This is a genomic window from Sphingomonas sp. F9_3S_D5_B_2, from assembly GCF_054263715.1.
Genome location: NZ_JBSZFB010000002.1, coordinates 459,652 through 477,288, shown reverse-complemented (window position 1 = coordinate 477,288; position 17,637 = coordinate 459,652). Strand labels below are relative to the sequence as shown.

Annotated in this window: 22 protein-coding genes; 7 read left to right on the top strand and 15 right to left on the bottom strand. The window is 64.9% G+C overall.

The window, feature by feature from the left end:
• Nucleotides 1–22: 22 nt before the first annotated feature.
• From rpsC to rpsJ, 8 genes are all read right to left on the bottom strand, one after another.
• Nucleotides 23–736, bottom strand: a complete 714-nt coding sequence (gene rpsC / locus ACUXST_RS08300; protein ID WP_458389502.1) for a 30S ribosomal protein S3 — start codon at nt 734–736, stop codon at nt 23–25.
• Nucleotides 736–1,113 (bottom strand): 50S ribosomal protein L22, encoded by a 378-nt coding sequence (rplV, locus tag ACUXST_RS08295; protein ID WP_458389501.1) that lies wholly within the window; start codon nt 1,111–1,113, stop codon nt 736–738. Before rplV ends, rpsC begins: the two co-directional genes overlap by 1 nt.
• A complete protein-coding gene (gene rpsS / locus ACUXST_RS08290; protein WP_458389500.1) occupies nt 1,113–1,388 on the bottom strand; it encodes a 30S ribosomal protein S19 in 276 nt (91 codons plus the stop codon). The genes rplV and rpsS overlap by 1 nt, the downstream gene beginning before the upstream one ends.
• A gap of 3 nt (nt 1,389–1,391) precedes the next feature.
• On the bottom strand, nt 1,392–2,228 hold the full coding sequence (gene rplB, locus ACUXST_RS08285) for a 50S ribosomal protein L2 (RefSeq protein WP_458389499.1): 837 nt from the start codon (nt 2,226–2,228) through the stop codon (nt 1,392–1,394).
• A 3-nt stretch (nt 2,229–2,231) separates the two neighbouring features.
• Complete coding sequence (locus ACUXST_RS08280) at nt 2,232–2,549, bottom strand: 50S ribosomal protein L23 (protein WP_458389498.1); 318 nt, start codon at nt 2,547–2,549, stop codon at nt 2,232–2,234.
• Nucleotides 2,542–3,174, bottom strand: a complete 633-nt coding sequence (gene rplD / locus ACUXST_RS08275; RefSeq protein ID WP_458389497.1) for a 50S ribosomal protein L4 — start codon at nt 3,172–3,174, stop codon at nt 2,542–2,544. The genes ACUXST_RS08280 and rplD overlap by 8 nt, the downstream gene beginning before the upstream one ends.
• 1 nt (nt 3,175) lies before the next feature.
• Nucleotides 3,176–4,048: a 50S ribosomal protein L3 gene (gene rplC / locus ACUXST_RS08270; RefSeq protein WP_458389496.1), complete on the bottom strand. Its 873-nt coding sequence runs from the start codon at nt 4,046–4,048 to the stop codon at nt 3,176–3,178.
• Nucleotides 4,049–4,232: 184 nt separating this feature from the next.
• A complete protein-coding gene (rpsJ, locus tag ACUXST_RS08265) occupies nt 4,233–4,544 on the bottom strand; it encodes a 30S ribosomal protein S10 (RefSeq protein ID WP_294069063.1) in 312 nt (103 codons plus the stop codon).
• Between the two features lie 193 nt (nt 4,545–4,737).
• On the opposite strand from rpsJ, the gene ACUXST_RS08260 reads away from it, so the two are divergent.
• Entirely contained in the window at nt 4,738–5,901 is a 1,164-nt protein-coding gene (locus ACUXST_RS08260; protein ID WP_458389495.1) for a hypothetical protein, read from the top strand.
• Between the two features lie 175 nt (nt 5,902–6,076).
• Here the strand turns inward: ACUXST_RS08260 and tuf are convergent, their stop codons facing one another.
• The 5 genes from tuf to ACUXST_RS08235 all read right to left on the bottom strand — a co-directional run bounded on the left by tuf (nt 6,077) and on the right by ACUXST_RS08235 (nt 11,009).
• Nucleotides 6,077–7,267 (bottom strand): elongation factor Tu, encoded by a 1,191-nt coding sequence (gene tuf, locus ACUXST_RS08255; protein ID WP_458389494.1) that lies wholly within the window; start codon nt 7,265–7,267, stop codon nt 6,077–6,079.
• Nucleotides 7,268–7,341: 74 nt separating this feature from the next.
• Complete coding sequence (gene fusA / locus ACUXST_RS08250; protein ID WP_458389493.1) at nt 7,342–9,438, bottom strand: elongation factor G; 2,097 nt, start codon at nt 9,436–9,438, stop codon at nt 7,342–7,344.
• A 104-nt stretch (nt 9,439–9,542) separates the two neighbouring features.
• Entirely contained in the window at nt 9,543–10,013 is a 471-nt protein-coding gene (rpsG, locus tag ACUXST_RS08245) for a 30S ribosomal protein S7 (protein ID WP_458389492.1), read from the bottom strand.
• A 59-nt stretch (nt 10,014–10,072) separates the two neighbouring features.
• Nucleotides 10,073–10,444, bottom strand: coding sequence for a 30S ribosomal protein S12 (gene rpsL / locus ACUXST_RS08240; protein ID WP_028969180.1), 372 nt, complete (start codon nt 10,442–10,444; stop codon nt 10,073–10,075).
• Between the two features lie 208 nt (nt 10,445–10,652).
• The gene (locus tag ACUXST_RS08235; RefSeq protein WP_458389491.1) at nt 10,653–11,009 is read right to left on the bottom strand and encodes a hypothetical protein; all 357 of its coding nucleotides are present in this window, start codon (nt 11,007–11,009) and stop codon (nt 10,653–10,655) included.
• Nucleotides 11,010–11,213: 204 nt separating this feature from the next.
• On the opposite strand from ACUXST_RS08235, the gene ACUXST_RS08230 reads away from it, so the two are divergent.
• Nucleotides 11,214–11,681: a YbhB/YbcL family Raf kinase inhibitor-like protein gene (locus ACUXST_RS08230; RefSeq protein WP_458389490.1), complete on the top strand. Its 468-nt coding sequence runs from the start codon at nt 11,214–11,216 to the stop codon at nt 11,679–11,681.
• Between the two features lie 61 nt (nt 11,682–11,742).
• On the opposite strand, the gene ctrA is transcribed toward ACUXST_RS08230, so the two are convergent.
• Nucleotides 11,743–12,456: a response regulator transcription factor CtrA gene (ctrA, locus tag ACUXST_RS08225; protein WP_458389489.1), complete on the bottom strand. Its 714-nt coding sequence runs from the start codon at nt 12,454–12,456 to the stop codon at nt 11,743–11,745.
• A gap of 149 nt (nt 12,457–12,605) precedes the next feature.
• Here ctrA and ACUXST_RS08220 point away from each other — a divergent pair, with 149 nt between their 5' ends.
• Genes ACUXST_RS08220 through ACUXST_RS08210 form a run of 3 tightly spaced genes read left to right on the top strand, consistent with a single transcriptional unit; the run spans nt 12,606 to nt 14,144 of the window.
• Nucleotides 12,606–13,265: an RluA family pseudouridine synthase gene (locus tag ACUXST_RS08220; RefSeq protein ID WP_458389488.1), complete on the top strand. Its 660-nt coding sequence runs from the start codon at nt 12,606–12,608 to the stop codon at nt 13,263–13,265.
• Nucleotides 13,255–13,665 (top strand): alternative ribosome rescue aminoacyl-tRNA hydrolase ArfB, encoded by a 411-nt coding sequence (gene arfB, locus ACUXST_RS08215; protein WP_458389487.1) that lies wholly within the window; start codon nt 13,255–13,257, stop codon nt 13,663–13,665. Before ACUXST_RS08220 ends, arfB begins: the two co-directional genes overlap by 11 nt.
• The gene (locus ACUXST_RS08210; protein WP_458389486.1) at nt 13,665–14,144 is read left to right on the top strand and encodes a GAF domain-containing protein; all 480 of its coding nucleotides are present in this window, start codon (nt 13,665–13,667) and stop codon (nt 14,142–14,144) included. The genes arfB and ACUXST_RS08210 overlap by 1 nt, the downstream gene beginning before the upstream one ends.
• A 3-nt stretch (nt 14,145–14,147) precedes the next feature.
• Here the strand turns inward: ACUXST_RS08210 and ACUXST_RS08205 are convergent, their stop codons facing one another.
• Nucleotides 14,148–14,621, bottom strand: coding sequence for a universal stress protein (locus ACUXST_RS08205; protein ID WP_458389485.1), 474 nt, complete (start codon nt 14,619–14,621; stop codon nt 14,148–14,150).
• Between the two features lie 125 nt (nt 14,622–14,746).
• Between ACUXST_RS08205 and ACUXST_RS08200 the strand changes: the two genes are divergently transcribed.
• Both ACUXST_RS08200 and lpdA read left to right on the top strand, forming a co-directional pair.
• Nucleotides 14,747–16,129 carry a pyruvate dehydrogenase complex dihydrolipoamide acetyltransferase gene (locus ACUXST_RS08200; protein WP_458389484.1) on the top strand — a complete coding sequence of 461 codons (1,383 nt, stop codon included), beginning with the start codon at nt 14,747–14,749 and terminating at the stop codon, nt 16,127–16,129.
• On the top strand, nt 16,129–17,544 hold the full coding sequence (gene lpdA / locus ACUXST_RS08195; protein ID WP_458389483.1) for a dihydrolipoyl dehydrogenase: 1,416 nt from the start codon (nt 16,129–16,131) through the stop codon (nt 17,542–17,544). Before ACUXST_RS08200 ends, lpdA begins: the two co-directional genes overlap by 1 nt.
• The last annotated feature ends 93 nt before the right edge of the window (nt 17,545–17,637 follow it).

Sequence of the window (17,637 nt, the reverse complement as noted above, 5' to 3'; positions counted from 1 at the left end):
ATCTGTTACTCTTCTTTCGCGCTTACCGGTTGCCGCGTTCTTCGCGCGCTGGCCGGACTCCGGAGGTCTGGGCCTCCATCATCAGCCGGTCCTGCGCCGTCGGATCGTGACCCAGGATTTCACCCTTGAAGATCCAGACCTTGACGCCGCACACGCCATAAGCGGTGTGGGCCTCGGCCTCCGCGTAATCGACGTTGCCGCGCAGCGTGTGCAGCGGCACCCGGCCCTCGCGGTACCATTCGGTGCGCGCGATTTCCGCGCCGCCGAGACGGCCCGCGCAAGTGATACGAATACCCTCAGCGCCAAGCCGCAGCGCCGACTGGACCGCGCGCTTCATTGCCCGGCGAAAGGCGATGCGGCGCTCGAGCTGGTCGGCAACGCCCTGGGCGACGAGCTTGGCATCGATCTCCGGCTTGCGGATCTCGACGATGTTGAGGCTGACTTCCGAGCTCGTCATCTTCTGAAGCTCGCGCTTGAGCTTCTCGATGTCGGCGCCCTTCTTGCCGATGATCACGCCGGGACGCGCCGCATAGATCGAAATGCGGCAGATCTTGGCCGGACGCTCGATCACCACCTTCGAGATTGCCGCCTGCGGCAGCTTCTCGATGATGGTGCGGCGGATCTTGAGATCCTCGAGCAGCAGACGGCCGTAATCCTGGCCTTCCGCGAACCAGCGGCTGTCCCAGGTGCGGTTAATCTGCAGGCGAAGCCCGACAGGAGAGGTTTTCTGACCCATTACGCTTCTTCCTGCTCGCGAACGACGACACGGATGCGGCTGAACGGCTTGACGATCCGCGACGAGCGGCCGCGCGCACGCGTCGCGAAGCGCTTCATCGAGATCGACTTGCCGACGCTCGCCTCCGACACGACCAGCGCGTCGACGTCGAGGTTGTGGTTGTTCTCGGCATTGGCGACCGCCGATGCGAGCACCTTGCGGACGTCGTCGGCCATGCCCTTCGGCGAGAACTGAAGGATGCTGAGCGCCTGCTCGACCTTCTTGCCGCGGATCATCTGCGCGACCAGGTTGAGCTTGCGCGCCGAGCCACGGATCGTGTTGCCCACGGCGAGCGCTTCCTTCTCGCCGACCTTGCGCGGGGATGCTGGCTTGCTCATCAGCGCTTGCCCTTCTTGTCCGAGGCGTGGCCCGGGAAGGACCGCGTCGGAGCGAACTCGCCGAGCTTCATCCCGACCATCTCCTCGTTGACCGAGACGGGGATGAATTTGCGGCCGTTGTAGACATTGAACGTCAGGCCGACGAACTGCGGCAGGATCGTTGAGCGGCGCGACCAGGTCTTGATCGGAGCGCGCTTGTTGGCGTCCTGCGCAGCTTCCGCCTTCTTGAGCAGCGAAAGCTCGACGAACGGACCTTTCCAGATGGAACGGGCCATGGCTTAACCCTTCTTCTTCGCGTGACGCGACCGGATGATGAACTTGTCGGTCGACTTGTTGTGACGGGTGCGGGCACCCTTGGTCGGCTTGCCCCACGGGGTCACCGGGTGACGTCCGCCGGAGGTCCGGCCTTCACCACCACCGTGCGGGTGGTCGACCGGATTCTTGGCGACACCGCGCGTCAGCGGGCGCTTGCCCATCCAGCGGCTGCGGCCGGCCTTGCCGAAATTCTGGTTCTGGTTGTCCGGGTTCGAAACCGCACCAACCGTCGCCATGCAATCCGAACGGACATAGCGCTGCTCGCCTGAATTCAGCCTGACGATGACCATGCCGCGATCGCGTCCGACGACCTGCACATAGGTGCCTGCCGCACGAGCGATCTGGCCGCCCTTGCCGGGCTTCAGCTCGACGTTGTGGACGATGGTGCCGACGGGCATCTGGCCGACTTCCATCGCGTTGCCCGGCTTCACGTCGACCTTGCGGCCGGCGATGACCTTGTCGCCCGGCGCGAGGCGCTGCGGAGCAAGGATGTAGGCCTGCTCGCCGCCTTCGTACGTGACCAGCGCGATGAACGCCGAACGGTTGGGATCGTACTCGAGCCGCTCGACGGTCGCTGCAACGTCCCAGGTGCGGCGCTTGAAGTCGACGTAGCGATACTTCTGCTTGTGACCGCCGGCGATCCCGCGGCTCGTCACATGGCCCTTGTTGTTGCGGCCGCCCGTCTTGCGCTTGCCTTCGGTAAGCGCCTTGACCGGCTTGCCCTTCCAGAGCGCCGACTTGTCAACCAGGATCAGGCCGCGGCGGGCCGGAGAGGTCGGCTTATATTGCTTCAGAGCCATGGTTTAGATCCCGCTCGTGATGTCGATCGACTGACCGGCGGCCAGCGTGACGATCGCTTTCTTCGAGTCCGACCGGCGGTAGGGCGTGCCCTTCCACTTCTTGGTCTTGCCCTTGGTCACGATCGTGTTGACGCCCGTCACCGTGACGTTGAACAGCGCCTCGACCGCGGCCTTGATCTCCGGCTTGCTCGCGGTCTGGGCGACCTTGAACACGACCGAATTATGCTCGGAGAGCATCGTCGACTTCTCGGTGATGTGGGGCGCAAGAACGACGTCGTAGTGACGCGCGTCGGGCGCAGCCTTCTGCGGCTTCTTAGCCATTGAAGCGGGCCTCCAGCTTTTCGACGGCGGCCCGGGTCAGGACCAGGGTATCGTGCCGCATGATGTCATAGACGTTGGCGCCGACCGCGGAGAGCAGGTTGATGCTCGCGAGGTTCGACGAAGCGCGGGCGAAGCCCACGTTGAGCGCGTCACCGTCGATCACCAGTGCCGTCTTGCCGAAGCCGAGGCCGCCGAGCTTCTCGCGAAGAACGCGGGTCTTGCCGTCTGCCACGTCGAGGTTGTCGAGGACGACGAGCTGGCCGGCCGCTGCCTTCGACGACAGAGCCATCTTGAGGCCAAGCGCACGAACCTTCTTGTTCAGCGACGGGTTGAAGTCGCGAACGCGCGGGCCGTGGGCCTTGCCGCCGCCGATGAAGATCGGAGCGCGGCGATCGCCGTGGCGAGCCGTACCGCCGCCCTTCTGGCGACCGAACTTCTTGCCGGTGCGTGCGACATCGCTGCGCTCGCGGGCGGCGCGGGCAGTGCCGCGGCGCTTTTCGAGCTGCCAGGTGACGACGCGGTGAAGGACGTCGGCGCGGGGCTCGACGGCGAAAATCTCGTCGTTGAGCTCGATGTCGGCAGCCTTGTTCGCGGCACCGTCGAGGGTCTGAACCTTGACCTTCATCTTAGCCTTCCTTGCTCTCGGGCGTTTGCTCGCCCGCCGGAGCGTCCGTGGTCTCGTTGGTGTCGGCCGAAGCGCCGGCGTCCTGCTCGGCCGCGATCGCCGCGACTTCCGCATCGCTCGGCATTGCCGGGATCTCGTGGACCGCGGCGTCGTCGACCAGGCCGGCGTCGGGGATCGCGCTTTCGTCGATCGGCTGATCCTTGGAGATCAGGCCGGCCGGATAGGGCGCGCTCTCGTGGCGCGGCAGCTTCACGGCGTCCTGAACGGTCAGCCAGCTGCCCTTGTGGCCCGGGACCGAGCCCTTCACGAACAGCAGGCCGCGGATCGGGTCCGTGCGGACGATCTCGAGGTTCTGCTGGGTGCGGTTGCGAGCACCCATGTGCCCGGCCATTTTCTTGTTCTTGAACACGCGGCCGGGATCCTGGCGGTTACCCGTCGAACCGTGCGAGCGGTGCGAGACGGACACGCCGTGGGTCGCGCGCAGACCGCCGAAGTTCCAGCGCTTCATGGCGCCGGCGAAGCCCTTGCCCTGCGTCACGCCGGAAATGTCGACCAGCTGGCCGGCGATGAAGTGATCGGCACTGATGCTTGCGCCGACATCGAGCAGCGCATCTTCAGCGACGCGGAATTCGACGACGCGCGCCTTGGCCTCGACCTCGGCCTTGCCGAAGGCGACGCGCTGCGGCTTGGCGACGTTCTTGGCTTTCGCCGTGCCCGCTCCGAGCTGGACGGCGGTGTAGCCGTCCCGGTCCATTTCGCGGCGGCCGACGACCTGCACTTCGTCCAGCTGCAGAACGGTAACCGGCACGTGCCGCCCGTCCGCCTGGAAGAGGCGGGTCATTCCGACCTTCTTCGCGATCACGCCAGTGCGCATGATCAGTGACTCCCTTACAGAGGCACCCGGTAACCGGGTGCGTGCAGCCCATGAATTTTGCGTGCCCCGCCTGGGCTAATGCTCTCTTGCAAGAGCGGCGGGGACGCAGCCCGGAGCTTCCCTCCGGCGGTATCCTCGTCTCGTCCGTCGCCGCACGCCTGAGCGGGGCAACGGCAACCAGCCGTTAAGCCAGCTTGATCTCCACGTCGACGCCTGCTGCCAGGTCGAGCTTCATGAGAGCATCGACGGTCTGCGGCGTGGGCTGCACGATGTCGAGCAGCCGCTTGTACGTTCTCACCTCGAACTGCTCGCGCGACTTCTTGTCGACGTGCGGCGAGCGGTTGACGGTGAACTTCTCAATTCGCGTCGGGAGCGGGATCGGACCGCGGATCAGAGCACCCGTGCGGCGCGCCGTGTCGGCGATGTCGCCGGTCGCCTGGTCAAGCACTCGATGATCGAAAGCTTTCAGACGAATCCGGATGTTCTGCGTGTCCATATCCCTACCGATGCGAAAGAGCCGCCGGGCTGTTGCCAACCCGAAAAACAAGAGGCCGCACCCGCTTGACCCCGGTTTCCCGGAACGGACGACCTCAACTCTGATGTTTGGTGACGGGGACGAGTCTCCGTCTGTGAGGCGCCTCTACAGAGGACGGCTGATGAGATCAACCCCTGCGCAGAGAGTCGGCGCCATGATCTTTCCTCTGAAAGATAGGCCGCCTCATGCGTTGGGTGGGATTGGTTCGCTTGTCGACCCACTAGTGGAGGCAATATTGGTTTTGCGCGCAACAGCTCAAAAGGTCGGCGGAGGCCTCGCTCTCGTCGTTTTGATCGCCATCGGCGGTTGCGACAAATCGCCGCACAAAAGCCCGGCCGCAGCGAAGGCCGAGGCCAAACGTCAGCAGGCGGCCTGCGCGTCACCTGCCGCTTACGCCCGATTGAAGAACGCGATTTTCGACCAGGCGATTGCGAAACGCTCGCTCGATCGCACCAATCTCGACGTCTTGGCTGACTACTCGATCGTCCGAATGGAAAATCCGGTCGTCACTGCCTGGGATGCGGCGCTGGACGTCACGCATTGCAAAGGCCGCTTCATCCTTGAAGTGCCGCCCGGCGCGCAGGGTGGCCTGGGTGGCGAGCGTCAGTTGCAAGCGGACATCGCCTATACGGCGCAGCCCAGTGCCGATGGCGGCGGCTTGGTTTACCAGCAGACGGGAGCCGAGCCGATCATTGCCAAGCTTGCCGCCTTCCATGTGAGTGCCGTCGCATATCGGCCACCGCCCGCCATCGATGAAGGACAAGTGGCATCCGACAGCGTCCAGCAAGCATCCGTTCGTAACGAGCCCGTGCCGCAAGCTGTCCCAAGCACTCCTCCAGCGCCACCGGTCCGCAACCCTCCCGAACGGTCAAGGCATCCTGCGGCCCCGAACAACCCCGCGCCCACTCGCCTCGCGCAGGGAGCCTCCCCTGCCTCGACCCCGCGCCTCGCGAATAAATCCTCGCCCGGCTCGGTCCCGCGCCCGCCCAAGACCCGAAGCAATGGCAGCGGCGAAGCCACCGTGCGGGCTTTCTATGGCGCTCTGGGCTCCGGCAATGGTGCAGCAGCGTCGTCGCAAGTCGTCCCGGAAAAGCGATCCGGCGGCGCCTATTCGGCCGGTGCAATGTCACGGTTCTACGGGCATCTGCCGGAGCCTATTCGCCTGACGAGCGTGGCTCCCGTTTCCGACGGCCGCTACCGGGTCACTTACCGCTATTCGGCTGGAAGATCGCACTGCAACGGCACCGCAGTGATCCGGCTCACGAACCGGAGCGGACGTGTTTTGATCAGCTCGATTCGCTCTCTTAGCGGCTGTTGATCTCGTGCCCATCAGCACTGCCTCGAGCTGACTTCCGTTGGGTGCTTGGCGGCAGAAATGCGCGCGTGAGCTCGCGCGTTTGCAAGATATATAATCACCAAAACGAAAAGGCCCGGCGCTTCGAGTGAAGCACCGGGCCCTTCATCAATCTCCAGCGCCCGCAGGCGCTTAAGACTTACTTGGAGATCGTCGCGACGACGCCTGCGCCAACCGTGCGGCCGCCTTCGCGGATCGCGAAGCGGAGGCCCGGATCCATGGCGATCGGAGCGATCAGCTTGACGCCCAGGTTCACGTTGTCGCCCGGCATCACCATCTCGGTGCCCTCGGGGAGAACGACCTCGCCGGTGACGTCCGTCGTCCGGAAGTAGAACTGCGGACGATAGTTGGCGAAGAACGGCGTGTGACGGCCGCCCTCGTCCTTCGACAGGACGTAGACCTCGGCAGAGAAGTCGGTGTGCGGCTTGATCGAGCCCGGCTTGCAGAGAACCTGCCCGCGCTCGACGTCCTCACGGCCGACGCCGCGCAGAAGCGCACCGATGTTGTCGCCAGCCTGGCCCTGGTCGAGCAGCTTGCGGAACATCTCGACGCCGGTGACGACGGTCTTCTGGGTGTCGCGGATGCCGACGATCTCGACTTCCTCGCCGACCTTGACGACGCCCTGCTCGACACGGCCGGTCACGACGGTGCCGCGGCCGGAGATCGAGAACACGTCCTCGATCGGCATCAGGAACGGCTTGTCGAGCGGACGCTCCGGAGTCGGAATCCAGTCGTCGACTGCAGTCATCAGCTTCAGGATCGCGTCGTGGCCGATCTCGCGGTTGCTGTCCTCAAGGGCTGCAAGCGCCGAACCGGAAACGATCGGGATGTTGTCGCCGTCGAAGTCGCGCTTGGAAAGCTCCTCGCGGATTTCGAGCTCGACGAGCTCCAGAAGCTCGGGATCGTCAACCTGGTCGACCTTGTTGAGGAAGACGACCATGGTCGGAACGCCGACCTGCTTGGCGAGCAGGATGTGCTCCTTGGTTTGCGGCATCGGGCCGTCAGCGGCCGACACGACGAGGATCGCGCCGTCCATCTGGGCTGCGCCGGTGATCATGTTCTTCACATAGTCCGCGTGACCCGGGCAATCGACGTGCGCATAGTGGCGCTTCTCGGTCTCGTACTCGACGTGAGCGGTCGAGATGGTGATCCCGCGCTCGCGCTCTTCCGGCGCCTTGTCGATGTTTGCATAGTCGGTGAACGTCGCGCCGCCGGTCTCGGCGAGGACCTTGGTGATCGCTGCCGTCAGCGACGTCTTGCCATGGTCGACGTGACCGATGGTTCCGATGTTCACGTGCGGCTTATTCCGCTCGAATTTAGCCTTCGCCATTTTACGCCTCTTCTTCTTTCGGAAATTCGGGCGGCGCCCGTCTCGCGGACGCGCCCATAGCTACAAAAACAGGGTTATGCCAGCTTCGCCTTGACCTCGTCGGCAACGTTCTGCGGCACTTCGTCGTAGTGCGAGAACTGCATCGTGTACTGCGCGCGACCCTGGGTGAAGGAACGCAGCTGGTTCACGTAGCCGAACATGTTGGCCAGCGGGACCATCGCCTCGACGACCTGCGCGTTGCCGCGGCTGTCGGTGCCCTGGATCTGGCCGCGCCGGCTGTTCAAGTCGCCGATGACGTCGCCGAGGTAATCCTCCGGGGTGACGACCTCGACGCGCATGATCGGCTCGAGCAGCTTGATGCCGGCTTTCTGGGCCGCTTCGCGCATTGCGCCGCGGGCACAGATTTCGAACGCCAGCGCCGAGGAGTCGACGTCGTGGTACTTGCCGTCGATCAAGTGCACTTCGAAGTCGATGATCGGGAAGCCGATCAGGCTCCCGGTCTCCGCAGTCTCGCGCATGCCCTTCTCGACCGAGGGGATATATTCCTTGGGAATATTGCCGCCCTTGATCTCGTCGAAGAACTGGAAGCCGGTGCCGCGCTCGGCCGGCTTCACCTGAACCTTGACCTCGCCGAACTGGCCGGAGCCGCCCGACTGCTTCTTGTGGGTGTAGGTCAGCTCGATCGGCTTCGCGAGATACTCGCGATAAGCAACCTGCGGAGCGCCGACATTGGCCTCGACCTTGAACTCACGCTTCATGCGGTCGACGAGGATCTCGAGGTGGAGCTCGCCCATCCCCTTGATGATCGTCTGGCCGGACTCGTGGTCCGAGGTGACGCGAAACGACGGGTCCTCGCGGGCCAGGCGGTTGAGCGCCACGCCCATCTTCTCCTGGTCGGCCTTGGTCTTGGGCTCCACCGCGACCTCGATGACCGGATCCGGGAACTCCATGCGCTCGAGGATGATCGGCGCATTGGCAGCACAGAGCGTGTCACCCGTCGTCGTATCCTTGAGACCGGCGAGGGCGACGATGTCGCCCGCGTAAGCCACCTGGATGTCCTCGCGGTCGTTGGCATGCATCAGCAGCATGCGGCCGACCTTTTCCTTCTTGTCCTTGACCGAGTTCGTGACCTGCTGCGCAGTCTCGAGCTTGCCCGAGTAGATGCGCGCGAAGGTCAGCGTTCCGACGAACGGGTCGTTCATGATCTTGAACGCGAGAGCCGAGAACGGCGCTTCGTCCGAAGGCGCACGCGTGTCGGTGGTCTCGCCGTCAAGCTTCAGGCCTTCGACCGGCGGAATGTCCAGCGGCGACGGCAGATAGTCGACGACGCCGTCCAGCAGCGGCTGGACGCCCTTGTTCTTGAACGCCGAGCCGCACAGCACCGGCACGAACGAGAAGTTCAGCGTGCCCTTGCGGATCAGCTTCTTGAGCGTTGCGACGTCCGGCTCGGTGCCTTCGAGATAGGCTTCCATGATCTCGTCGTCCTGCTCGACGGCCATCTCGATCAGTTCCTGACGAGCGGCAGCGGCAGCATCGGCGAGTTCGGCCGGGATGTCCTGGTACTCGAACTTCGCGCCCAGGCTCTCCTCGAGCCAGATGATCGCGCGGTTCTCGACGAGGTCGACGAGGCCCTTGAACGAGCTCTCGAGACCGATCGGGAGATAGAGGACGGCCGGACGGGCGCCCAGGCGATCCTTGATCATCCCGACGCACATGTCGAAATTGGCGCCGGTGCGGTCGAGTTTGTTGACGAAGCACATCCGCGGAACCTTGTACTTCTCCGCCTGGCGCCAGACGGTTTCCGACTGCGGCTCAACGCCGGCAACGCCGTCGAAACAGGCGACCGCGCCGTCGAGCACGCGCAGCGAACGCTCGACTTCAATGGTGAAGTCGACGTGGCCCGGGGTGTCGATGATGTTGATGCGGTGCTCTTCGCCCTTGCCTTCTTCGGCCCGCCAGAAGCAGGTCGTCGCGGCGGACGTGATGGTGATCCCGCGCTCTTGCTCCTGCTCCATCCAGTCCATCGTGGCGGTGCCCTCGTGGACTTCGCCGATCTTGTAGGACTTGCCGGTGTAATACAGGATGCGCTCGGTCGTCGTCGTCTTGCCGGCGTCAATGTGCGCCATGATGCCGATGTTGCGATAGCGCTCGAGCGGATGGCTGCGGGCCATGTTCGTTAGTTCCTTAGCAATGTGGGGAGCCGGCAGGACCGGCTTCCCCAGATATAGGTATGAAAGTTACCAGCGCCACCCGCCGGCTGGCCGGCGGGCAACAATTACCAACGGTAGTGGCTAAAGGCGCGGTTCGCTTCGGCCATGCGGTGCGTGTCCTCGCGCTTCTTCACGGCGTTGCCGCGGTTCTGCGAGGCGTCCATCAGCTCGCCCGACAGGCGGCCGGCCATCGTCTTTTCCGAGCGCGAGCGCGCGGCAGAGATGAGCCAGCGGATGGCAAGCGCCTGCGCGCGCTCGGGCCGGACTTCGACCGGAACCTGATAGGTCGCACCGCCGACGCGGCGTGAGCGGACTTCGATGCCCGGCTTCACGTTGTTCAGCGCGTCGTGGAAGACGCCGATCGGCTCACGCTTCAGGCGGGTCTCGACCGTTTCGAGAGCGCCGTAAACGATGCCTTCGGCGACCGACTTCTTGCCGTCGAGCATGACCGAATTCATGAACTTGGAGAGGACCTCGTCCCCGAACCGGGGATCGGGAAGGATTTCGCGCTTCTCTGGGCGACGACGACGAGCCATGGGATTGTTCCTTTCTCTTCAGCCTGATCCGGAACCCGTCCGGGGCTTACTGTCTCGAGTTACTTGGGACGCTTGGCGCCGTACTTGGAGCGCGACTGGCGACGGTCCTTGACACCCTGGGTGTCGAGCACGCCGCGAAGCACGTGGTAGCGAACGCCTGGAAGGTCGCGCACACGACCGCCGCGGATCAGCACGACGCTGTGCTCCTGCAGGTTGTGGCCCTCGCCGGGGATGTAGCTGATCACTTCGCGCTGGTTGGTCAGGCGAACCTTGGCCACCTTGCGCAGCGCCGAGTTCGGCTTCTTCGGGGTCGTCGTATAGACGCGGGTGCAGACGCCGCGCTTCTGCGGATTCTGCTCCATCGCAGGGACCTTCGACTTGGCCTTCTGCGGTTCGCGACCCTTGCGGATCAGCTGGTTGATCGTTGGCATGAAGCCCTTCACCTTTCGTTGCCGGCAACTCCGGCGGTTACTTTGCTCAACATGAAAAGCGCGGAGCCAGGCAGCCCAACGGCCACACGGCGACGCGCTTATGAGCAATGTTCAGCTCTTGCCCGGCGCTCGAATGCGTGAATCACAAGGACGCTCGGACGGGCGGGCACATAGCGAGCGGCCCGTGCAGGGTCAACTGCAGCCGCGGCTATTCTACGGGCGCTTCGGCTCCGTCGATCAGCGGCTTCGGCTTGGGCCGCGGCTCGACCGGCACCGGCTCGCCGCCCTCAAGACCGCGCGGCGGGCGCCGCTTGCGCCGAATCATGTCCGGCCACTGACCCCACTTGTCGCGGTATCGAAGGGCGACGTCGAACGGGTCGAGGCCCCTCCGAATGGCCCGGTCGATCTCGGCCCTTGCCGTGTCCATCTCAAATCGAAGGCTGGCCAGCCGACCGTCAAGATCGCGGCGAATGCGATCGAACTCGCGTCGCGCCTGCTCGATCTCGCCCTGGTGGCGCGCAAACATGCGATCGAATTCGCGTCGGCTGTGCGATCGTTCGGCCATGGCTGCCCGAGTCCCTTTGCGGAGGGTTCCAAGGACAGATGGGCGCCTCGCGCAGGAACGCAAGGGCGCAACTGTCGTTCGGAATACGATGCGTCAGTATCGAGGGATCGCATGAGGCGGATGTTCGCTCCCGTTGTCCTGACCGCCGCGCTCGCGAGCTGCAGCGCCGGCAAGCAGCCGTCAGCGGCAGCGCAAGGAGGCAACATGCAAGCTCCTGCCATCGCCAGGCTCACCCTGACCAGCGACGCCTTCAAGGACGGCCAGCCGATCCCGCAGGTCTACAGCTGCGACGGCGCCAATCACTCGCCGGCGATCACCTGGTCCGACCCGCCGGCAGCAACGAAAAGCTTCGCGCTGGTCATCGACGATCCTGATGCGCCTCGCGGCACGTTCCGCCACTGGGGCGTCTACGACATCCCGGCGACCGCTCGCGGCATTGCCGCCGGCGATCGTGTCGGCACCGAGGTCCATAACGACAAAGGGACGATCGGCTACACCGGCCCCTGTCCGCCGAAGGGCAACGGCGTGCACCACTATCACTTCAAGCTGTTCGCGCTGGATGTCGATAAGCTGGGGCTTGGCCACGACGCCAAGATCGTCGACGTCGAAACCGCTGCGGCGGCGCATGCCATCGCCCAAGGCGAGCTCATCGGCACGTTCCAGCGCACGTAGCGCATGAAAAAAGGCGGAGCGCTGGGCGCCCCGCCTTTTCTTCCCCCTGGAGTTCCTGGAATTAGGCGACGGCGGCCTGCGGCTCCGTCTCGGTGACCTCTTCCGGATCGCGCAGCACATAGCCGCGGCCCCAGACGGTCTCGATGTAATTGGCGCCGCCGCAAGCAAGGCTCAGCTTCTTGCGCAGCTTGCAGATGAACACGTCGATGATCTTGAGTTCCGGCTCGTCCATCCCGCCATACAGGTGGTTGAGGAACATTTCCTTGGTCAGCGTCGTGCCCTTGCGGAGCGAAAGCAGCTCCAGCATCGCATATTCCTTGCCGGTCAGGTGGACTCGGCTGCCGTCGACTTCGACCGTCTTGGCGTCGAGGTTCACCGCCAGCTTACCGGTGCGGATGACCGACTGCGAGTGACCCTTCGAGCGGCGGATGATGGCGTGAATGCGCGCCACCAGCTCGTCGCGGTGGAATGGCTTGGTGACGTAATCGTCGGCGCCGAAGCCGAGCGCACGAACCTTGGAGTCCATCTCGCCGATGCCGGACAGGATCAGGACCGGGGTCGAGACCTTGGCGGTGCGGACCTTCTTCAGCACGTCGTAGCCGTGCATGTCCGGAAGATTCAGGTCGAGAAGGATGATGTCGTAATCATAGAGCTTCGCCAGATCGAGGCCCTCTTCACCCAGATCGGTGGTGTAGACATTGAAGCCTTCCGTCCCAAGCATCAGTTCGATGCTCTTGGCCGTCGTCGGCTCGTCTTCGATCAGCAGCACTCGCATCGCAAAATCCCCCGTTCGCGGCCGGCAGGGTTACTGCCCTTTAACAGCCTTGAAGCGTCCATTAACCATTCGCTGTCTGATGCGAAAAGGTTAATATTGTGTAACGCGCTGGATTCCTTGGATTCGTTGCGCAAGAGACACAAAACGCTATGGCCGCGCTCATGTTGGCGGACAAGATCCTCTTCATCGACGCTGAAGCGATGGTCATCGACAAGCCTGCCGGCCTGCCGGTCGACACGCCGCGTCGCGGCGGGGATTCCCTCGTGGTACGCCTCGACGAATTGCGCTGCGGCTTCCGCCGGCCGCCCACCCCGATGCACCGGCTCGACACCGACACCAGCGGCTGCCTTCTGCTCGCCCGGACTGCCAAGGCCCGGGCCCGCTACCAGCAGTCTTTCGAGAGCCGCCAGGTTGAAAAATATTACCTCGCCGTCGTTGGAGCCGAGCTTCTGGAGCCGGAAGGCATCATCGAAGTTCCCCTCGCGAAAAGCTCGACTGCCGAAGCCGGCTGGCGGATGATTGCTGACAAGCACGGCTCCGAAGCGACAACGCGCTGGCGCCGGCTCGCGGTTCGCGATGGCTCCACTCTGGTCGAGTTTCGCCCGCTGACCGGGCGTACCCACCAGATCCGCGCCCATGCCCGCGAGGCGTTCGGCCGCGGCATCATCGGCGATCGCGTCTACGGCATCCCCGGCGGATCCATGCTTCTGCACGCCTCGCGCCTCGTCGTTCCGCGCGAGGGCAAGGCCGCGATCGACGTCACTGCCCCCCTGCCCGACACATTCGGCGACTGGCGCGATGCGGCCTGAAGACGTCCACATTCCCGACGACGCACTCAGCGAAAGCTTCCTCGCTGCGACCGGGCCCGGAGGCCAGAACGTCAACAAGGTCGCCACTGCCGTGCAACTGCGCGTCGACCTGTTCCGGCTGGGGCTTCACCCCGCAGCCTATGAGCGGCTGCGGCAGATCGCCGGCAGCCGCGTGACCGGCGCCGGCGAACTTCTGATCACCGCCCGCCGCTTCCGCACCCAGGACGCCAACCGCCAGGACGCGCGCCGGCGACTGGCGGAGATGATCGCCGCTGCCCATATCGTCCAGGCCAAGCGCAAGGCGACGCGGCCCAGCCGGGCCGCGAAGGCCGAGCGCGTCGACAAGAAAAAGCAGCGCAGCGCGGTAAAGCAGGGCCGCGGGAAGGTGAGTTTCGACTGATGTACGACTTCAAGATCGCCGCTGCCGACCCGGACACCCTCTACCGCGACCTCGCGTCGGCGCTGGAAGGCCTCACCTCCGGCGAAACGGACGGGATCGCCAACATGGCCAACGCCGCAGCGCTGATCTGGGAAAGCCTGCCCGACCTCAACTGGGCCGGTTTCTACCGCAACGTCGGCGGAGAGCTGGTGCTCGGCCCCTTCCAGGGCCGCCCCGCCTGCATCCGCATTGCGTTCGGCTCCGGCGTTTGCGGCACCGCCGCCGCCACGCTCCAGCCGCAGCGCATCGACGACGTCAACGCGTTCCCGGGGCACATCGCCTGCGATTCCGCCTCAGCAAGTGAGTTGGTCGTGCCGATCGTTCGCGATGGAGAGCTCATCGCTGTCCTGGACCTCGACAGCCCCCGCCCGGCGCGCTTTACCGCAGCAGACGAGGCCGGTTGCGTGCGGCTCGCGGAAATCCTCGCCCGGGCACTCTAGGCCTTAGCTCAACTGCTCGAGCCGCTCTTCGCCGAGCGAGCCGGGTATGATCATCAGCGGGCACGGCAGCTTGCCGGCGTCGAAGCCCGCGAAATTGCCGACCAGCGCGCCCGGTTCGCCGGCCGCCGCTGCGCCAAGCACCAGTGCTGCAACGTCCTCCCGCTCGCCGATGAAGTCGCGAACGGTCTTCACCGCTTCGCCCTGGCGGACGATGATGCTGACCTCGACACCCGACTCGTTGAGGATCTCGCCGATCGACGCGCTGACCACGCCCTCGATCCGCAGCCGCTGTTCTTCCTCGATCGCCGCCTGGACTCCGCCGAACTGCACGAAATCCTGCGGCTCGACGATTCCGAGCACCTCGATGCGGCCGTTCGTCTTGGCCGCCCGCCGGGCAGCGAAACGAAGCGCAACGCGGGCCTCTTCACTATCGTCGACGACGACCAGATAAGTGCGTTTGACGTCGTCCTGGGCCATGAGGTTCAGTGCTGCGTTAAACGCCGCTCAAGTGCAAGTCGGCGGCTAGGGATTTGGCGCGGGCTTGACCGCAACCGCCGCATTGGCTTTGAGCCGCCCACGCCTCTTTACCGGACACCCCGCCGATGCCCATCGAACTCAAGATGCCCGCGCTTTCCCCGACCATGGAGGAAGGCACGCTTGCCAAATGGCTCGTCAAGGAAGGGGACAAGGTCGCGTCCGGCGACATCCTGGCCGAAATCGAAACCGACAAGGCAACGATGGAGTTCGAAGCCGTCGACGAAGGCACGATCGCGAAGATCCTGATCGCGGAAGGCACGGACGGCGTGAAGGTCGGCGCGCCGATCGCCATCCTGGCCGGTGAAGACGAGGACGTCAGCGCTGCCGCGTCGGGCGCTCCGTCGGCACCCTCTGCTCCGCAGCCGCCCAAGGCCGATACTGCCCCAGCCAGCCCACCCGCTCCGGCGCCGGCGCAGCCGCCCAGGGCTGACGCAATACCGAAGTCCGCCCCGACCCCGTCGCCCGATGTCAAAGGCTACGGGGTTCAGCCCACCGACGCGGCCGGTGAGACTCCGGCGGCACCAGCACAGCCGGCGACGGGCGATGACAGCCGCATCAAGGCCTCCCCACTGGCCCGCCGTCTCGCCCAGGCGCAGGGCATCGACCTCTCCAGCCTCAAGGGCAGCGGTCCGAACGGCCGCATCGTCCGAGCCGACGTCGATTCCGCCGCTGGCAAGGCTCCAGCCGCAGCACCGGCAGCAGCGCCAGCCGCGCAGGCACCGGCCGCTGCACCCGCTGCCCATGTGGAGCCCGGCGACATCCCGCACGAAGTCGCCAAGCTCTCCAACATGCGCAAGACGATTGCCCGGCGCCTGACCGAGTCGAAGCAGCAGGTGCCGCACATCTACCTCACGGTGGACATCCAGCTGGACGCCCTACTCAAGCTTCGCGGCGAGCTGAACAAGGGTCTCGAGAGCCGCGGCGTCAAGCTCAGCGTCAACGACCTGCTCATCAAGGCGCTCGCCCAGGCCCTGATCCAAGTGCCCGACTGCAACGTCAGCTTCGCGGGCGACACGCTCATTCGCTACAGCCGCGCCGACATCTCCGTCGCCGTCTCGATCCCCAATGGCCTCATCACGCCGATCATCAAGGGTGCCGACAGCAAGAGCGTCTCGGCGATCTCGAGCGAGATGAAGGACCTCGCCGGGCGCGCCAAGGATGGCAAGCTCCAGCCCGAAGAATATCAGGGCGGCACCGCCTCGCTCAGCAACATGGGCATGTACGGCATCAAGCAGTTCGAAGCCGTCATCAACCCGCCCCAGGGCATGATCATGGCCATCGGCGCCGGCGAAAAGCGCCCCTACGTGGTCAACGACAGCCTGCAGATCGCCACCGTCATGAGCGCCACCGGCAGCTTCGACCACCGCGCCATCGACGGCGCCGACGGCGCCAAGCTGATGAAGGCCTTCAAGGAGCTGGTCGAGAACCCGCTGGGGATGCTGGCATAATGCCTGACACCTACGACCTCATCGTCCTCGGCTCCGGTCCCGGCGGTTATGTTGCCGCCATCCGCGCCGCGCAGCTCGGGCTCAAGACGGCGATCGTCGAGCGCGAGAACCTCGGCGGCATCTGCCTCAACTGGGGCTGCATTCCGACCAAGGCGCTGCTGCGCACGGCCGAAGTGTTCCACTACATGACCCATGCCGAGGCCTACGGCCTCAGCAACGACAAGCCGTCGTTCGACCTGGGCAAGGTCGTCGCCCGCAGCCGCGCGGTCGCCAAGCAACTCAATCAGGGCGTCACGCACCTGATGAAGAAGAACAAGATCGCCGTGCACATGGGCGAGGGCAAGCTGACCGGCAAAGGCAAGCTCAGCGTCACCAGCGCGGACGGCAAGGCGACCGAGCTTTCCGCCAAGCACATCATCGTCGCGACCGGTGCCCGCGCCCGCGACCTCCCCTTCGCGAAGGCCGACGGCAAGCGCATCTGGACGTACCGCCACGCCATGACTCCGGCAGAAATGCCGACGGAGCTGCTGGTCATCGGCTCGGGCGCCATCGGCATCGAGTTCGCGAGCTTCTACGCCGACTTGGGCGCCAAGGTGACGGTCGTCGAGATGCTCGACCGGATCGTGCCCGTCGAGGACGCGGAGATCAGTGCCCAGCTCCAGAAGAGCATGGCCAAGCAGGGCCTCACCATCCTGACCGGCGCTGGCGTCGAGAGCCTCACCGCCGACGCCAACGGCGTCACGGCCAAGATCAAGACCAGCGACGGCAAATCGGCCGACCACAAGTTGAGCCATTGCATCGTCGCCGTCGGCATTGTCCCGAACACCGAAAACATTGGCCTCGAAGCGCTCGGCGTGAAAACGACCAAGGGTCACATCGACACCGATCCCATGTGCCGCACCAACGTGCCCGGCCTGTGGGCGATCGGCGACGTCACCGCCCCGCCCTGGCTTGCGCACAAGGCCAGCCACGAGGGTGTCACCGCCGCCGAAGCCATCGCGCAGGAGATGGGCAACAAGGACGTCCACCCACACGCCACCGACGCGAAGAACATTCCCGGCTGCACTTATTGTCGCCCCCAGGTTGCCAGCGTCGGCCTGACCGAGGCAAAGGCCAAGGAACTCGGCTACGAGGTCAAGGTCGGCAAATTCCCGGCGATCGGCAACGGCAAGGCGATCGCGCTCGGTGAAGTCGACGGCTTCGTGAAGACGGTGTTCGACGGCAAGAGCGGCGAGCTGCTCGGCGCCCACATGATCGGCGCCGAAGTGACCGAGCTGATCCAGGGCTACACGATCGGCAAGACCGCCGAGCTGGTCGAAACCGACTTCATCCAGACCGTCTTCCCGCACCCGACGCTGTCGGAGATGATGCACGAAAGCGTGCTCGCCGCGTTCGGGCGTGTGATCCACATCTGAAGTCCGCCGAAGCGCGTCTGTCCTACAGACGGGCATTCGTGCGAAGACCGCACGAATGCAGCGTGGAGGCACCATCGGCCGTTGTTCGCGTTC

Coding starts and splice junctions, on each gene's coding strand:
- rplV (WP_458389501.1), bottom strand. CDS start 1,113: ATGAGCAAGCCAGCATCCCCGCGCAAGGTCGGCGAGAAGGAAGCGCTC.
- ctrA (WP_458389489.1), bottom strand. CDS start 12,456: ATGCGAGTGCTGCTGATCGAAGACGAGCCGACGACGGCCAAGAGCATC.
- rpsL (WP_028969180.1), bottom strand. CDS start 10,444: ATGCCAACGATCAACCAGCTGATCCGCAAGGGTCGCGAACCGCAGAAG.
- ACUXST_RS08200 (WP_458389484.1), top strand. CDS start 14,747: ATGCCCATCGAACTCAAGATGCCCGCGCTTTCCCCGACCATGGAGGAA.
- lpdA (WP_458389483.1), top strand. CDS start 16,129: ATGCCTGACACCTACGACCTCATCGTCCTCGGCTCCGGTCCCGGCGGT.
- ACUXST_RS08230 (WP_458389490.1), top strand. CDS start 11,214: ATGCAAGCTCCTGCCATCGCCAGGCTCACCCTGACCAGCGACGCCTTC.
- rpsS (WP_458389500.1), bottom strand. CDS start 1,388: ATGGCCCGTTCCATCTGGAAAGGTCCGTTCGTCGAGCTTTCGCTGCTC.
- ACUXST_RS08220 (WP_458389488.1), top strand. CDS start 12,606: ATGGCCGCGCTCATGTTGGCGGACAAGATCCTCTTCATCGACGCTGAA.
- rplB (WP_458389499.1), bottom strand. CDS start 2,228: ATGGCTCTGAAGCAATATAAGCCGACCTCTCCGGCCCGCCGCGGCCTG.
- arfB (WP_458389487.1), top strand. CDS start 13,255: ATGCGGCCTGAAGACGTCCACATTCCCGACGACGCACTCAGCGAAAGC.
- ACUXST_RS08235 (WP_458389491.1), bottom strand. CDS start 11,009: ATGGCCGAACGATCGCACAGCCGACGCGAATTCGATCGCATGTTTGCG.
- ACUXST_RS08260 (WP_458389495.1), top strand. CDS start 4,738: ATGATCTTTCCTCTGAAAGATAGGCCGCCTCATGCGTTGGGTGGGATT.
- ACUXST_RS08205 (WP_458389485.1), bottom strand. CDS start 14,621: ATGGCCCAGGACGACGTCAAACGCACTTATCTGGTCGTCGTCGACGAT.
- fusA (WP_458389493.1), bottom strand. CDS start 9,438: ATGGCCCGCAGCCATCCGCTCGAGCGCTATCGCAACATCGGCATCATG.
- rpsG (WP_458389492.1), bottom strand. CDS start 10,013: ATGGCTCGTCGTCGTCGCCCAGAGAAGCGCGAAATCCTTCCCGATCCC.
- rplC (WP_458389496.1), bottom strand. CDS start 4,048: ATGCGCACTGGCGTGATCGCGAAGAAGGTCGGAATGACCCGCCTCTTC.
- tuf (WP_458389494.1), bottom strand. CDS start 7,267: ATGGCGAAGGCTAAATTCGAGCGGAATAAGCCGCACGTGAACATCGGA.
- ACUXST_RS08210 (WP_458389486.1), top strand. CDS start 13,665: ATGTACGACTTCAAGATCGCCGCTGCCGACCCGGACACCCTCTACCGC.
- rpsC (WP_458389502.1), bottom strand. CDS start 736: ATGGGTCAGAAAACCTCTCCTGTCGGGCTTCGCCTGCAGATTAACCGC.
- rplD (WP_458389497.1), bottom strand. CDS start 3,174: ATGAAGGTCAAGGTTCAGACCCTCGACGGTGCCGCGAACAAGGCTGCC.
- rpsJ (WP_294069063.1), bottom strand. CDS start 4,544: ATGGACACGCAGAACATCCGGATTCGTCTGAAAGCTTTCGATCATCGA.
- ACUXST_RS08280 (WP_458389498.1), bottom strand. CDS start 2,549: ATGGCTAAGAAGCCGCAGAAGGCTGCGCCCGACGCGCGTCACTACGAC.